This is a genomic window from Halomonas sp. ML-15, from assembly GCF_014779595.1.
Taxonomy (GTDB): domain Bacteria; phylum Pseudomonadota; class Gammaproteobacteria; order Pseudomonadales; family Halomonadaceae; genus Franzmannia.
On record NZ_JACXZT010000019.1, the window covers coordinates 651,297 to 664,671 of the forward strand.

At 66.4% G+C, this 13,375-nt stretch carries 14 protein-coding genes and 1 pseudogene; 11 read left to right on the forward strand and 4 right to left on the reverse strand.

The genetic code is table 11. The features are described 5' to 3' along the window. The 6 genes and pseudogenes from IEI94_RS14670 to ruvX form a co-directional block, all read left to right on the forward strand. Positions 1–571: pseudogene (locus tag IEI94_RS14670) on the forward strand (aldehyde dehydrogenase (NADP(+))); the annotation flags it as partial. Between the two features lie 154 nt (positions 572–725). Beyond that, the gene (locus tag IEI94_RS14675; protein WP_191168023.1) at positions 726–1,433 is read left to right on the forward strand and encodes a S1 RNA-binding domain-containing protein; all 708 of its coding nucleotides are present in this window, start codon (positions 726–728) and stop codon (positions 1,431–1,433) included. A 76-nt stretch (positions 1,434–1,509) separates the two neighbouring features. After that, complete coding sequence (gene gshB, locus IEI94_RS14680; protein ID WP_191168024.1) at positions 1,510–2,466, forward strand: glutathione synthase; 957 nt, start codon at positions 1,510–1,512, stop codon at positions 2,464–2,466. 10 nt (positions 2,467–2,476) lie between these two features. Next, positions 2,477–3,364 (forward strand): energy transducer TonB, encoded by an 888-nt coding sequence (locus IEI94_RS14685; protein ID WP_191168025.1) that lies wholly within the window; start codon positions 2,477–2,479, stop codon positions 3,362–3,364. Between the two features lie 30 nt (positions 3,365–3,394). Further along, positions 3,395–3,952 carry a YqgE/AlgH family protein gene (locus IEI94_RS14690; RefSeq protein ID WP_191168026.1) on the forward strand — a complete coding sequence of 186 codons (558 nt, stop codon included), beginning with the start codon at positions 3,395–3,397 and terminating at the stop codon, positions 3,950–3,952. Positions 3,953–3,968: 16 nt separating this feature from the next. Further along, complete coding sequence (gene ruvX, locus IEI94_RS14695) at positions 3,969–4,409, forward strand: Holliday junction resolvase RuvX (RefSeq protein WP_191168027.1); 441 nt, start codon at positions 3,969–3,971, stop codon at positions 4,407–4,409. Here the strand turns inward: ruvX and IEI94_RS14700 are convergent. From IEI94_RS14700 to uraD, 4 genes are all read right to left on the reverse strand, one after another. Further along, a complete protein-coding gene (locus IEI94_RS14700; protein ID WP_191168028.1) occupies positions 4,406–5,047 on the reverse strand; it encodes a hypothetical protein in 642 nt (213 codons plus the stop codon). The genes ruvX and IEI94_RS14700 overlap by 4 nt on opposite strands. A gap of 108 nt (positions 5,048–5,155) precedes the next feature. Continuing rightward, positions 5,156–6,187: an aspartate carbamoyltransferase gene (locus IEI94_RS14705; RefSeq protein ID WP_191168029.1), complete on the reverse strand. Its 1,032-nt coding sequence runs from the start codon at positions 6,185–6,187 to the stop codon at positions 5,156–5,158. A gap of 77 nt (positions 6,188–6,264) precedes the next feature. Beyond that, positions 6,265–7,098: an IclR family transcriptional regulator gene (locus tag IEI94_RS14710; RefSeq protein WP_191168030.1), complete on the reverse strand. Its 834-nt coding sequence runs from the start codon at positions 7,096–7,098 to the stop codon at positions 6,265–6,267. A 106-nt stretch (positions 7,099–7,204) separates the two neighbouring features. Then, positions 7,205–7,729 carry a 2-oxo-4-hydroxy-4-carboxy-5-ureidoimidazoline decarboxylase gene (gene uraD, locus IEI94_RS14715; RefSeq protein WP_191168031.1) on the reverse strand — a complete coding sequence of 175 codons (525 nt, stop codon included), beginning with the start codon at positions 7,727–7,729 and terminating at the stop codon, positions 7,205–7,207. A 139-nt stretch (positions 7,730–7,868) separates the two neighbouring features. On the opposite strand from uraD, the gene uraH reads away from it, so the two are divergent. From uraH to IEI94_RS14740, 5 genes are all read left to right on the forward strand, one after another. After that, the gene (gene uraH / locus IEI94_RS14720) at positions 7,869–8,222 is read left to right on the forward strand and encodes a hydroxyisourate hydrolase (RefSeq protein ID WP_191168032.1); all 354 of its coding nucleotides are present in this window, start codon (positions 7,869–7,871) and stop codon (positions 8,220–8,222) included. 52 nt (positions 8,223–8,274) lie between these two features. After that, positions 8,275–9,477 carry a urate hydroxylase PuuD gene (locus IEI94_RS14725; protein ID WP_191168033.1) on the forward strand — a complete coding sequence of 401 codons (1,203 nt, stop codon included), beginning with the start codon at positions 8,275–8,277 and terminating at the stop codon, positions 9,475–9,477. A gap of 158 nt (positions 9,478–9,635) precedes the next feature. Further along, positions 9,636–10,382 carry a GntR family transcriptional regulator gene (locus tag IEI94_RS14730; RefSeq protein WP_191168034.1) on the forward strand — a complete coding sequence of 249 codons (747 nt, stop codon included), beginning with the start codon at positions 9,636–9,638 and terminating at the stop codon, positions 10,380–10,382. A gap of 336 nt (positions 10,383–10,718) precedes the next feature. Then, a complete protein-coding gene (locus tag IEI94_RS14735; protein ID WP_191168035.1) occupies positions 10,719–12,350 on the forward strand; it encodes an ABC transporter substrate-binding protein in 1,632 nt (543 codons plus the stop codon). 60 nt (positions 12,351–12,410) lie between these two features. Beyond that, complete coding sequence (locus IEI94_RS14740) at positions 12,411–13,364, forward strand: ABC transporter permease (RefSeq protein ID WP_191168036.1); 954 nt, start codon at positions 12,411–12,413, stop codon at positions 13,362–13,364. The last annotated feature ends 11 nt before the right edge of the window (positions 13,365–13,375 follow it).

Sequence of the window (13,375 nt, forward strand, 5' to 3'; positions counted from 1 at the left end):
CACCCCCGGCATCCACGGCGCCTACCGCGACGGCCTCGGCGCCCTGGCCGGCCATGCCAAGGTCAGAGAAGTCGCCCGCGGCCAGAGCGGCGACGGCCCCCACCAGTGCCAGACCGGGCTGTTCGTGGCCAGTGCCGCAGACTTCCTCGCCGATGAGGCGCTGCAGGCCGAGGTCTTCGGTGCCACCTCGCTGGTGATCGAGTGCAGTGACCTGGCCGAGATGCAGCGCGTCGCCGAGGGGCTGGAAGGCCAGCTCACCGCCACCCTGCAGCTCGACGACGGCGACCTGGCAGCGGCCAAGGGCCTGCTGCCGACGCTTGAGCGCAAGGCCGGGCGGATACTGGCCAACGGCTGGCCCACCGGCGTCGAGGTGTGCCACGCCATGGTCCACGGCGGCCCCTATCCGGCCACCTCGGACGCCCGCACCACCTCGGTGGGCAGTGCGGCGATCCACCGCTTCCTGCGCCCGGTGTGCTACCAGGACCTGCCGGCGGGGCTGCTGCCCGAGGCGCTCCAGGATGGCAACCCGCTGGGCGTGAGCCGGCTGGTGGATGGCAAGCGCGAGGTCTGAACCAGTCAGTAATACCGGGCGATATGCTCGTAGATGGCGAGCAAGTGAGACCTTTAAGCGGCCTGCGGGCCGCTTTTTTTGATCACGCTTTGCTGCTGCCACGGTTGCCACGACATAATGACAACATCTTTGCCGCCCATCTGGATATACGCCTATGTCCCGCACGCCTCGGGAATCTTCAATAAAGCCTGCCGTTCGCCCTCCCAGTCCGTTACCCAGCGTTGGCGAGGTGGCCTACCTGGAGGTGGTCACGGTCAATGCCACCGGCGCCTTTCTGGCCTGGGGCCAGCCCAAGGACCTGCTGCTGCCGTTCGGCGAGCAGCGCTTTCGCCCCGACGTGGGCAAGCGGGTGCTGGTGATGATCTATGCCGACCAGCAGGGCCGTCCGGTGGCCTCGCAGCGCCTCGACCGTTTTATCGTCGACGCCGCCGAGGGCCTGGTGGCGGGGGATGAGGTGTCGCTGGTGGTCGAGGATCGTACCGACCTGGGCGTCAAGGCGGTGGTCAACCACCGTTTCTGGGGGCTGCTCTACCACGATGACCTGCCGCGGGCGCCGCGTCGCGGCCAGCGCCTGACCGGCTATGTGAAGCGGGTCCGCGACGATGGCCGCCTGGACCTGTCGCTGCTGCCGCCGGGCGAGGCCAAGCTGGACGTGGTCGGCGAGGCGGTGCTCAAGGCGCTGCGCGAGAGCGGCGGCTATCTGGCGCTGGCTGACAAGAGTCCGGCGGCCGAGATCAAGACCCGCCTCGGAGTCAGCAAGAGCGCCTTCAAGCAGGCCATCGGGCGGCTCTACAAGCGCCGCCTGATCACCATCGAGGAGGGCGGTATTCGCCTGGTGCCGGGGGCTCACCGCGGCGAGTGATCGCGGCGGCTTGGTCTCGATCGTGGCCCTGGGTCATACTGCGCTCACTATCAGTTGACTGCATGGATACCCCGCGATGAGCAAGCGCGCACTCAGGGTTGGCGTGGTGATGGACTCCATTGCCGATATCGCCTTCAAGAAAGACACCACCATGGCGATGCTGTGGGCGATCCAGGATCGCGGCTGGTCGCTGGCCTACATGGAGCAGGAGGATCTGTTCCTGAAGGACGGCCACGCCTATGCCCGCCAGTCCGAGCTCCGCGTGCATCGCGACCCTCAGCACTGGTATGACCTGGGCGAACCCGCAGCGCGGCCGCTGGCCGAGCTGGATGTGATCCTGATGCGCAAGGATCCGCCTGTGGACGCCCACTTTCTCAATGCCGTACACCTGCTGGGTTTCGCCGAGCGTGAAGGGGTACTGGTGGTCAATCCGACCCGCGCATTGCTGGAGTGCAACGAGAAGCTGTTTGCCCAGCAGTTCCCGCACTGCTGCACGCCGACCCTGGTGTCGTGCAGCGAACCGGTGCTGCGCGCCTTCCACGCCGAGCATGGCGATGTGATCTTCAAGCCCCTCGACGGCATGGGTGGCAGCGGCATCTTTCACGTCCAGCCCGAGGGCCGCAACCTGGGCGCGATTATCGAGACCCTCACCGAGCGCGGCCAGCGCCAGATCATGGCCCAGCGCTATATTCCCGAGATCCGCGACGGCGATACCCGCATCCTGCTGGTCGACGGTGAGCCGGTGCCCTATGGGCTGGCGCGGGTGCCCATGGCCGGCGAGACCCGCGGCAACCTGGCCGCCGGCGGCACCGGCGTCAGCCGCGAGCTGACCGCCCGCGACCACTGGCTGATCGAGCAGGTCCAGCCGCTGATCCGTGACAAGGGGCTGCTGTTCGTCGGCCTCGACGTGATCGGCGACTACATCACCGAAATCAACGTCACCAGCCCCACCTGCGTACGCGAGATCGACGATCAGCGCGGCACCGACATCGCCGGGTTGCTCATGGACGCCATCCTGCGGCGGCTAGGCTGAGGCGAGCGTCGTGGCCAGCGTCGGTGATGCCCTCGACTATGCCCCGGTCACACGTGCCTATCGGCGCTGGCTGGCCTGGGCGCTGGCGATCGTGTTGCACCTGGCGATACTGGGGGTGGTGGCGAGCTGGACGCTGAGTCCCGAGCTGGCGCCGCCGACCAGCATCGAGGTGGTGCTGGTCAACCAGCCCGAGCGTCAGCCGGTGGATAGCGACCGCATCGCCGAGGCCGATCAGCAGGCGCGCGGCGACGCTAACGCCAGCGCCGCGACGGCCAGGCTGGCCGCCGCCGACCGGTCAATTACCGCGCCAGCGGCGGAAGCCGGCGAACTGACGCCGGATCTTGCTGCGCCTCCGGTGGCTCAGCTGGCCGAGGTGGTCAGCGCCAGCCAGGGAGAGTCGAGCCCGACCCGTATCGATCCGGCGCTGGCGCAACGGCCGACGCTGGCCGACCCACGCCCCGCGGGCCAGGCCGGCGCGCGCGACAGTCGCGATCCGCTGGGCCAGGCGGCGCTTAGCCTGCGTCAGCAGGGCGAGGCCGCGACGCTGGCTGCCGAGCAGTCGGGGGAAGCCCGTCAGGCTGCCCGAGAGGCCGCCGAGGCGCGCTATATCGAAGCCTGGACACGGCGCATCGAAACCTACGGCAATCGCGACTACCCGGCGCCGGCGCATCTCGACGGCGAGCTGAGGATACGCGTGGTGATCGGCCGCGACGGTCAGCTCCGCCAGGCAGAGGTGGTACAATCATCGACACATCCCGAACTCGACCAGGTGGCGTTGGCCACCGTGCGCGGCGCGGCGCCCTACCCGCCCTTCGACGACGCTCTGGGGACGCTCGACAGCCTGTCGATCACCCGCGTCTGGCGCTTCGGGAAAGGCAATCATATTGGCGTGCAATGAGGGCAGGACCGCCCCGCGCCCGGGAGGCCCATGCAAAGCTTGAAACACCATTTTTTGCTGGCGATGCCTCATCTCGAGGACGCCAACTTCGCCGGTAGCCTGAGTTACCTGTGCGATCACGACGACAACGGCACCATGGGGGTGATCGTCAACCGTCCGCTCGACCTCACCCTCGACGCCCTGTTCGAGCAGCTCGACCTGGGCGGCGATGACAGCCCGCACCGCGATGCCCCGGTCTACTACGGCGGCCCGGTGCACAAGGACCGCGGCTTCATCCTGCACCGCGGCAGCGCCACCCCGTGGGACTCGAGTATCCAGGTCGCCGACGAGATCGCCCTGACCACGTCCATGGACATGCTCCAGGCGCTGGCCGACGGCCGCGGCCCCGAGCAGTTCCTGGTCTGCCTGGGATGTGCCGGCTGGGAGGCCGGCCAGCTCGAGAACGAGCTCAAGGAGAACGCCTGGCTGACCGTGGAGGGCAGCGCGCAGATCCTCTTCGAGGTGCTCCCGGAGCAGCGTCTGCAGGCGGCTGCCGGCAGCCTGGGCGTGGACCTCAACCTGTTGAGCCGCGAGGCGGGGCATTCATGACCCGGAGGCGCCGCTGATGGGCAAGGCCGGTGAGCGCCTGATCCTGGCCTTCGACTTCGGCACCCGGCGCATCGGTGTGGCGGTGGGCAACGAGCTGCTGGCCAGTGCTCGTCAGCTCGACCCGCTCTACGCGCGTGACGGTATTCCCGACTGGGCGGTGATCACCCGGCTGGTCGACGAGTGGCGGCCGGACCTGTTCGTGGTCGGGTTGCCACTGACCCGCGACGGCGAGGAGCAGGAGATGAGCGTGCGGGCGCGCAAGTTTGGCAAGCGGCTGTTCGGCCGCTACGGCGTTCCCTGCGAGATGGTCGATGAGCGCGGCTCCACCGGCGAGGCCAAGGCCATTGCCCGGGAGGCGGGGCACCGCGGCAACTACCGTGACGACAGCGTCGACGGGATTGCCGCGGTGCTGATCCTGGAAAGCTGGTTCGCCCAGCGGGAAGGGCTGCCCGGCTAGTCGCTGCCGGCGTTGGCGTTCTGCTTGGCAATATCGTCGGCGGTGATGCAGGTGTACTTCTCGATAAAGAACGCCAGGGTCGCCGGGTGGCTGAAGCGCTCCTCGAACTGCTCGACGTCGCTGCCGTGCTCGCGACGTACTCGCACGCTGTAGTGGTTGCCTTCGCGGCCTACGGTAACGCTGGCCTTGCGCTTGTCGTTGACGTTCTCGGCGCTCAGTGGCGACTGCCGATTGAGCAGTGTCTCGAGGGTCTTGCCGCCTTCGACGTCGGCCTCGGAGGCCCACAGCGCCTGGTCGCGGTTGCCGTAGTGGAACAGAATCACCACCAGCAGCGCCGAGAATACCGCGCTGATCAGCATCCAGGTGATGTCGGTCTTCGACATCCCCGCGGTCAGCACCAGAATCAGCTGCAGGACCACGGCAATTGCCAGGATCCCCGCCAGCGGCCGCCAGATACGCGGGTTCATGAAACCGCGGCCCAGGGTATAGCCCCACAGGCCGACCACGGCCAGTGCGCCGACGCCGAGCTGAACGATTGACATGGCCGAGCCACCGCCCATCAGCAGCGCCAAGGCGCCGATGGCGATCAGCAGGCTGTAGAAGGCTCCTAGTGATAGGTAGGCGGTACGCATATTCATGGGCGGTATGACTCCTCGACAGTGCGCAGGGTTGTTATTGGTGGACGTTGCCAGGCCGATATTCGCAGTTTCGCACATTCCGCGCCGTTCGACAGCCTATCCCATTGGCTAGGGCGCGGCGTCGTCGACCCCGACCCGCTGGGGCACGAACCAGCGCACCGGCCGCAGATCCTTCTCGATCAGTTCCTCGACCTGCAGCAGGGTGGCGAAGATCGCCATGCGCATCGGGATGCCGTTGTCGGTCTGGCGGAAGATCGCCAGGCGCGGGTCGCCGTTGAGGTCGACGTTGAGATCGTTGGCCCCTGGGCGGCTGTCGCGGGGTAGCGGGTGCATGATGATGGTGTCGGCGTTGCAGCGTGCGTCGAGAAAGTCGCGGTCGACGCTGAAGTCCTGGGAGATGCCGGCGAAGCCCTCGCTCATCTCCTCGGTGAAGCGCTCCTTCTGGATGCGCGTGGTGTAGATCACGTCGAGATCACGGAAGTCGCAGGCCAGGCTCTCGCGCTGCTCGATGCGGTGGCCGCGGTCGCTGACCAGGTCGATCAGCTGGCTGGGCATCTCCAGCCCCGGCGGCGAGACCAGGGTGATGCGCAGCGGATCGTAGAGCGACAGCAGCTTGATCAGCGAGTGCACCGTGCGGCCGTACTTGAGATCGCCGGTAAGCAGGATATGCGCGCCGGCCAGCGGCTTGCCGAGGCGGGCGAACTCCTTGTCGATGGTATAGAGGTCGAGCAGTGCCTGGCTGGGATGCTCGCCGGGGCCGTCGCCGCCGTTGATTACCGGCACATTGGTGGCGGCGGCGAACTCGGCTACCGAGCCCTGGTCCGGGTGGCGCATGACGATGGCGTCGCAGTAGCCGCTCATCACCCGGCTGGTGTCGTAGAGCGACTCGCCCTTGGCCATCGACGAGAAGGTAAAGCCGGTGGTGTCGCAGACGCTGCCGCCGAGCCGGCAGAAGGCGGCATTGAAGCTGACCCGGGTGCGGGTACTGGCCTCGAAGAACAGGTTGCCGAGCACCGCGCCCTCCAGCACCCGGGTGACCTGGCGGCGCTGGGCAATCGGCTCCATGCGCGCGGCGACCCGCAGCAGGTGATCGACGCGATCGCGTGACAGGGAATCGACGGACAGCAGGTGGGGACTCATCGCGGGCCTCGCAGTGCGGCAGAAAACTGGCGCTCAGTGTAACCGCGAACGCGCCGCTCGGCACGGGCCTGGGGTGATCAATACTCGTCGGCGCTGGGCAGACGGCCGCCCAGTTGGGTGGTGATCTCGCGGGCGGCGCGGCTGACCAGGCCGCCAAGCTCGGCGAGGCGCGACTCGGGAATCCGCGCCACCGGGCCGGAGACCGAGATGGCGCCCAGCGGGTTGCCCTGCTCGTCGTGGATCGAGGCGGCCACGCAGTGCAGGCCCACGGCGTGCTCTTCACGGTCGCAGGCGTAGCCCTGGCGGCGGATCTCGGCCATGCCCTGGCGCAGTCGCGCCGGGGTATCGATGGTGTTGTCGGTGACCTTGGGCAGGCCGCGGGCCTGCAGGATGCGCTCGACCTCCTTCTCCGGCAGCCAGGCCAGCAGCGCCTTGCCGACCCCCGAGGCGTGCAGCGGCGCCCGCGAGCCGAGACGGGTAATCATGCGCATCATCTGCGGCGACTCGCTCTGGGCCAGAAATACCGCCATGCCGTCATCGCGGATCCCCAGATTGGCCGATTCGCCGCTCTCGTCGGTGAGCCGGCGCAGGTAGGGGCGAGCGGTGGCGACGAAATCGCGGGACTCGAGGAAGGTGTTGCCGATCTGGAAGGTCTTGACGCCGATCTTCCACAGCCCCAGCTCGGTGTCCTGGGTAATGAAGCCCTGCTTGTGCAGCGCCTGCAGCAGGCGGTGGGTGGTGGAGGGGGCGAGGCCGACGATCTGCGCGATGTCGGACAGCGCCAGGCCCACCGGCGCGGCGGCCAGTCCCTCGAGGATGTTCAGCCCGCGCACCAGCGACTGGCTGTGCCCGCCGCTGCTTTTGCCTGACCCAGCGGGCCGGCCCACTGCCTTGCGTTTGGTCTCACTCACGCCTTGCTCTCCGTCCCCGTGCACCTGTGATCACTGCGCCACAGGATACACGCTCGCCGCCGAGCTGTCGTGCGGGCGGAAATCGATTCCATTCCATCGCAGGCGGCTAGCCGACGCGGCCCTCGAGGCGCAGCAGGGCAATGCGGTTGATCTGCTCGACGGCGGTGCGGCGCTCCTCGGCGGGGTTGTTATCGAGGCGGGTCTCGAATGCCGCAAGAATGTCGTGGCGGTCGTTGCCCTTCACCGCCATCACGAACGGGAAGCCGAACTTGGCCTTGTAGGCGGCATTGAGGCGCTCGAAGCGTGCCAGCTCATCGGGGCTGCACTGGTCGAGCCCGGCACCGGCCTGCTCGCGGGTCGAGTCGTCGGTCAACTTGCCGGCCAGCGCCGCCTTGCCGGCCAGATCGGGGTGAGCGCGGATCACCTCGAGCTGACGCTCGGCGCTGGCGCTGCGCAGCACCTCGCCCATGGCGGCGGCGAGGCCCGCCGGGCTGTCCTGGGCATCGCCCAGACCGGCTTCCCAGGCCAGCTCGGCGACCCACGGCGAGTGCTCGTAGATGTCGCCGAAGCTTGCCACGAAGGCGCTGCGGTCGAGTTGACTGGGTCGAGGGGTCAGCGGGGTAGTGCTCATGATGGCGGCCTCCTTGGGCGTGCGGGTCAGGACAATACACTTACTGTATACAAAAAAACTTTGAAATGTACTCTCTTTAGAGCTAAAACTGTCTTCATAGGATAGGGTCTAGCTACCTCACCAACAATAGGAGATCCCCATGGGACGCTTGACGACGCACGTACTGGACACCGCGCTGGGTCGCCCCGGGCACGGCATTCGTATCGAGATATTCCGCCTCGAGGGCGAGCAGCGCAGCCGCCTCGGCGAGGTGGTGACCAATGACGATGGCCGCTGCGATGCGCCGATCCTCGAGGGCGACGCCTTCACCACCGGCGAGTATGAACTGCTGTTCCACGCCGGTGAGTACCTGACCCGCCAGGGTGTCGCCGGCCGCGAGCCGCGCTTCCTCGATCGCATCCCGCTGCGCTTCGGCGTCGCCGATGCCAGCGAGCACTACCATGTGCCGCTGCTGCTGTCGCCCTACAGCTATTCGACCTACCGCGGCAGCTAAGCGGACGCCCCTGATCGAGAGACGACACAACAACCACAGCGAGAGTTAGCGTATGCAATCCTTTCTCCTGGAATTCGCCAATCTGCTGCTGCGATGGCTGCACGTCATCGCCGCGATTGCCTGGATCGGCGAATCGATCTACTTCGTGATGCTGGACAACGGCTTGAAGAAGCCCAAGGCCGCTGAAGACCGTGACAAGGGCGTCTTCGGCGAGATGTGGGCGGTCCACGGCGGTGGCTTCTATCACAACCAGAAGTACGCCACGGCACCGGCCAAGCTGCCCGACGACCTGCACTGGTCGTTCTGGAAGTCCTATACCACCTGGCTGTCTGGCTTCGCGCTGTTCGTGCTGCTGTACATGGCCAACCCCAGCTTCTATCTGGTCAATCCCGGCAGCAGCTGGGAGTGGGCCGCCAACCTCAGCGGTACGCAAGCCAATATCCTGGCGCTGGCCTTCCTGCTCGGCGGCTGGGTGGTCTACAACGAGATGTGCAAGCGCATCAGCCCCAACATGGAGCGCGATGGCCTGCTGAGCCTTGCCGTGGCAGTGCTGATGGTGGTGGTGGCCTATCTCAGCGTGCAGATGTTCTCGGGCCGTGCGGCCTTCCTGCTAACCGGCGCGGTAATGGCCACGGCGATGTCGGCCAACGTGTTCTTCTGGATCATCCCCGGACAGCGGCGCATGGTCGCGGCGATGAAGGCCGGCGAAACCCCCAACCCGCTGGACGGCAAGCGCGGCAAGCAGCGCTCGGTGCACAACACCTACTTCACCCTGCCGGTGGTGCTGCTGATGATCAGCAACCACTACTCCTTTGCCTACAATCATGATCACGCCTGGGTGATCATGTCGCTGTTCATCTTTGCTGGGGCGCTGATCCGTCAGTTCTTCGTGTTGATGCACTCGGGCAAGATTCAGCCAGCCTATCCGGCGGCGGGCACCGCGCTGATCGCCTTAGCGATGTGGGTGGCGATGCCGGCTGGCCCCGGCGCACCGAGTGCAGAAGGCGAAACGGGCACCCCGATGGAAGAGGTCACCACCATCATCGAGGAGCACTGCGTACAGTGCCATGCGCGCAGCCCCAGCCATGCCAGCTTCTCCTCGGCACCGGCCGGTGTCACCTACGAAAGCGAGGATGAGATTCTGCGCCAGATGAGTCAGATCAAGCAGGTGGTCGAGAGCGGCTACATGCCCCTCGGCAACATGACCAACATGACCGACGAGGAGCGTGAAGCGATTGCTGACTGGCGTGAGTGAAGGCTGAGGCCTCCGAAGTTGCCTGTCATATCTGCGGCCCGCCTCCTCGGCGGGCCGCAGTCGTATCCGCTGTCGCGATGCGTATACAATAGCCGATATGGCAAGCGCGGGGCCGTCAAGCCCGGCGCCTGTGTCGTTGATAAGGAGACATGCCGACCATGACCGAGCGACAACCCGACTCTACGGCGGCGACCGGCGATGTCCCGTCACGCAAGCGGCTGGGCAAGAACGGCGACGGTGCCGAGCGTCACGATGCGATCTACCGTTCGATCAGCGATGCCATCATCGAGCATCGCCTGAAGCCCGGCGCGCGGCTGCGCGAGGATGCCCTGGCCGATGTGTTCGGGGTCAGCCGTACCGGCATCCGCAAGATTCTGCAGCGCCTGGCGCTGGAGCAACTGGTGACCCTGACCCCGCGGCGTGGGGCCAGCGTCACGCGCCCCACCGCGGACGAAGCCAAGGACGTCTTCGATGCCCGGCAGATGGTCGAGTGCGGCCTGATGCCGGCCACTGCGCGGCACATGACGCCAGACGATGCCAGTGCGCTGCGCGATATGGCCCGCCGCGAGCGCGAAGCGCTGCGTGCAGGTGAACAGAGCACCGCGATCAAGCTCTCGGCGGCTTTCCACGAGCGCCTGGCCCAGCTCTCTGGCAATGCCACCCTGGCCGAGTTCGTGGCACGGCTCTGCTCGCGCTCGTCGCTGATTCTGGCCGTCTACGGTAATCCTGGCCACCTGGGCTGTGAATCCCACGACCACGACGAGCTGATCCGCTTTCTCGAGGCGGGCGACGGCGAGCGTGCCGCGGCCTTTATGAGCCGCCACCTCAAGGCTATCGAAGCCTCGCTGTCGATCGTCGAGGAGGAGGAGGAAGTGCCCGATCTGCAGCGGATCTTCAGCGGCTGATCGCATCGCAGCCCGGGATCCTGCGCCCTGCCGTGGTGCCTGGCCAGGCATCCATGCCATATCCTGGTGCACCCACCCAAGCCCATCGCGTCTCGCTGCGCTACGGCCTCTGCCCGTTTGCCGGTTCATCGTCGCACCTTCATGGCCTCGGCAGCCGCTGCCAAACCATTGTTGTATACGAAATTATGCCAATTTTGTATTTTAGAATTTTGTGATGTTGCCGAACGCACGACCATCATCTGGCTAAAATTGGCCCCATCCTTGCATTAACCCCTCTAGCAGTGCGGGCGATGTCGCGTCGCCTGGCTGGTAAACCCACGAGGGGAGAGTGCAACAATGGTATACAAAAAAAGTGCGCAAACCTGGCACTGGGCGGCACCTGTCGCTGCCCTGAGCCTCGGCTTCGCCGTCCTGGCGTCGCCGACGACCGTCCAGGCCGAGCAAACCCTACGCATCGCCATGACGGCGTCGGACATTCCGTTGACCACCGGTCAGCCGGATAGCGGCTTCGAAGGCTACCGCTTCGTCGGCTACACCATCTACGATGCGCTGATCAACTGGGACATGTCCTCCGCCGACGAGGTCAGCGGCCTGACGCCGGGCTTGGCCGAGTCCTGGGAGGTCGACGAGGACGACCAGCAGGTGTGGCATTTCCATCTGCGCGAGGGCGTTACCTTTCATGACGGCAGCGACTGGAATGCCGATGCCGCGATCTGGAACCTCGACAAGGTCTACGACGAGGACGCCCCGCAGTTCGATGCCCGCCAGGCCGGCAACGTGCGCGGCCGTATCCCTTCGATGGACGGCTACGAGAAAGTCGACGACTACACCATCAGCTTTACCACCAGTGAGCCGGACGCCTGGTTCCCCTATCAGCTGACCTTCCTGCTGTTCTCCAGCCCGGCCCAGTGGGAAGCGCTGGACGGTGACTGGGATGAGTTCGCTCGCCAGCCCTCCGGCACCGGTCCCTTCAAGCTGACGCGCCTGGTGCCGCGCGAGCGCGCCGTGCTCGAACCCTTTGCCGACTACTGGGATGCCGACCGCGTGCCGCAGGTCGACCGCGTGGAGCTGCTGCCCATGCCGGAGTCGAGCAGCCGCACCTCGGCGCTGCTCTCCGACCAGGTCGACTGGATCGAATCGCCGGCGGCCGACGCCATCGCGCGGATGGAATCCCAGGGCATGGTCATCACCAGCAACCCCTACCCGCACACCTGGCCCTACCAGTTCTCGATGCTCGAGGGCAGCCCGTGGCGCGATATCAACGTGCGCAAGGCGGCCAATCTGGCGGTGGATCGTGAAGGACTCGAGTCGCTGCTGGGGGGCTTGATGGTGCCGGCGGTAGGTACCGTGACCCCGGATCACCCCTGGTTTGGCGAGCCCGAGTTCGAGATCGGCTACGATCCCGACGAGGCGCGCCGCCTGCTCGCAGAGAGCGGCTACAGCCCGGATAACCCGGTCGAGATCAAGGTGCTGATCTCTACCTCGGGCTCCGGCCAGATGCAGCCGCTGGCGATGAACGAGTATATCCAGCAGACCTTCGCCGAAGTCGGCATCGAGCTGGAGTTCGAGGTGCTGGACTGGGAGTCGCTGTTCCCCAACTGGCGCCGCGGTGCGGATCATGAGACCAGCCTCGATGCGCATGCCACCAATATCACCTTCGGCTGGCTCGACCCCTTCGCCGCCTTCTATCGCTTCATGCACTCCAGCATGGCAGCGCCCGACGGCTTCAACTGGGGCTACATGGACGACCCCGAGTATGACCGCCTGCTCGACGAGGCCAAGGTGACCTTCGACCAGGATGCCCAGGATGCGCTGCTGGCCGAGTTCCATGCGCGCATGGTCGACGATGCCGCCTGGCTGTGGGTGGCCCACGACGTTGGACCGAGGGCCATGAACCCACGCGTGCAGGGCTTCGTCCAGGCCCAGAACTGGTTCCAGGACCTGACCCCGGTTTACATCGAAGAGTGAGCCGCGCAGCGGCACGGCGGCTGAGCATTGCCGCCGTGCCGCTGCCCGCCTGGAGATCGCATGCCTATCTATTTCCTCAAGCGCGTGCTCTACGTCATTCCCATCACGCTGGCGGTGAGCTTCTTCTGCTTCTCGTTGGTCCACCTCTCCCCGGGCGACCCGATGGATGCGGTGGTCTCCCCCGATGCGCCGTCGGAGGTGGTGGCGATGGTGCAGCGCGCCTACGGCTTCGACCGCCCGCTACCCGAGCAGTATGGCCGCTGGGTCGTGCGTGCGGTGCAGGGCGACCTGGGGCTCTCGGCGGCCAACGGCCGCGCCGTCACCGCCGAGGTCTTCAGTGCCCTGAAGAACACCCTGCTGCTGGCGTTTGCCGCTTCGCTGATCGGATTCACCCTGGGCTGCGTGTTCGGCACCCTGGCCGGCTACTTCCAGGGCTCGCTGCTGGACCGCCTGGTGACCGGCATCGCGGTGGGCGGCGTCAGCGTGCCGCACTACTGGCTGGGCATGCTGCTGGTGATCATCTTCTCGGTGGAGCTCAACTGGCTGCCCTCCTCGGGGGCCGGTCCCGGCAGCTCCAGCGACTGGAACTTCGAGTGGGCCTATCTGCGCCATCTGATCCTGCCCGCGGTGACCCTGTCGGTGATTCCCATGGGCGTGGTCACGCGCACCATCCGCGCCATGGTCGCCGATATCCTGGCCCATGAGTTCGTCGAGGCGCTGCGTGCCAAGGGCATGGCGGAGCGCCAGGTGTTTCGCCATGTGGTCAAGAACGTGGCACCCACCGCGCTGGCGGTGATGGGCCTGCAGCTGGGCTACCTGCTCGGCGGGTCGATCCTGGTCGAGACGGTGTTCTCGTGGCCGGGCACCGGGCTGCTGCTCAACAACGCCATCTTCCAGCGTGACCTGCCGATTCTGCAGGGCACCATCCTGGTGCTGGCGCTGTTCTTCGTGATGCTCAATCTTATCGTCGATCTGGCCCAGGCGCGCCTGGACCCCCGGATCCAGCGTGGCTGACCGGCCGAGGA

Bases quoted from the DNA above. Each gene is read 5' to 3' on its own strand.
- IEI94_RS14675 (WP_191168023.1), top strand. From the start codon at position 726: ATGTCCCGCACGCCTCGGGAATCTTCAATAAAGCCTGCCGTTCGCCCT.
- gshB (WP_191168024.1), top strand. From the start codon at position 1,510: ATGAGCAAGCGCGCACTCAGGGTTGGCGTGGTGATGGACTCCATTGCC.
- IEI94_RS14690 (WP_191168026.1), top strand. From the start codon at position 3,395: ATGCAAAGCTTGAAACACCATTTTTTGCTGGCGATGCCTCATCTCGAG.
- ruvX (WP_191168027.1), top strand. From the start codon at position 3,969: ATGGGCAAGGCCGGTGAGCGCCTGATCCTGGCCTTCGACTTCGGCACC.
- IEI94_RS14700 (WP_191168028.1), bottom strand. From the start codon at position 5,047: ATGAATATGCGTACCGCCTACCTATCACTAGGAGCCTTCTACAGCCTG.
- IEI94_RS14705 (WP_191168029.1), bottom strand. From the start codon at position 6,187: ATGAGTCCCCACCTGCTGTCCGTCGATTCCCTGTCACGCGATCGCGTC.
- uraD (WP_191168031.1), bottom strand. From the start codon at position 7,729: ATGAGCACTACCCCGCTGACCCCTCGACCCAGTCAACTCGACCGCAGC.
- uraH (WP_191168032.1), top strand. From the start codon at position 7,869: ATGGGACGCTTGACGACGCACGTACTGGACACCGCGCTGGGTCGCCCC.
- IEI94_RS14725 (WP_191168033.1), top strand. From the start codon at position 8,275: ATGCAATCCTTTCTCCTGGAATTCGCCAATCTGCTGCTGCGATGGCTG.
- IEI94_RS14730 (WP_191168034.1), top strand. From the start codon at position 9,636: ATGACCGAGCGACAACCCGACTCTACGGCGGCGACCGGCGATGTCCCG.
- IEI94_RS14735 (WP_191168035.1), top strand. From the start codon at position 10,719: ATGGTATACAAAAAAAGTGCGCAAACCTGGCACTGGGCGGCACCTGTC.
- IEI94_RS14740 (WP_191168036.1), top strand. From the start codon at position 12,411: ATGCCTATCTATTTCCTCAAGCGCGTGCTCTACGTCATTCCCATCACG.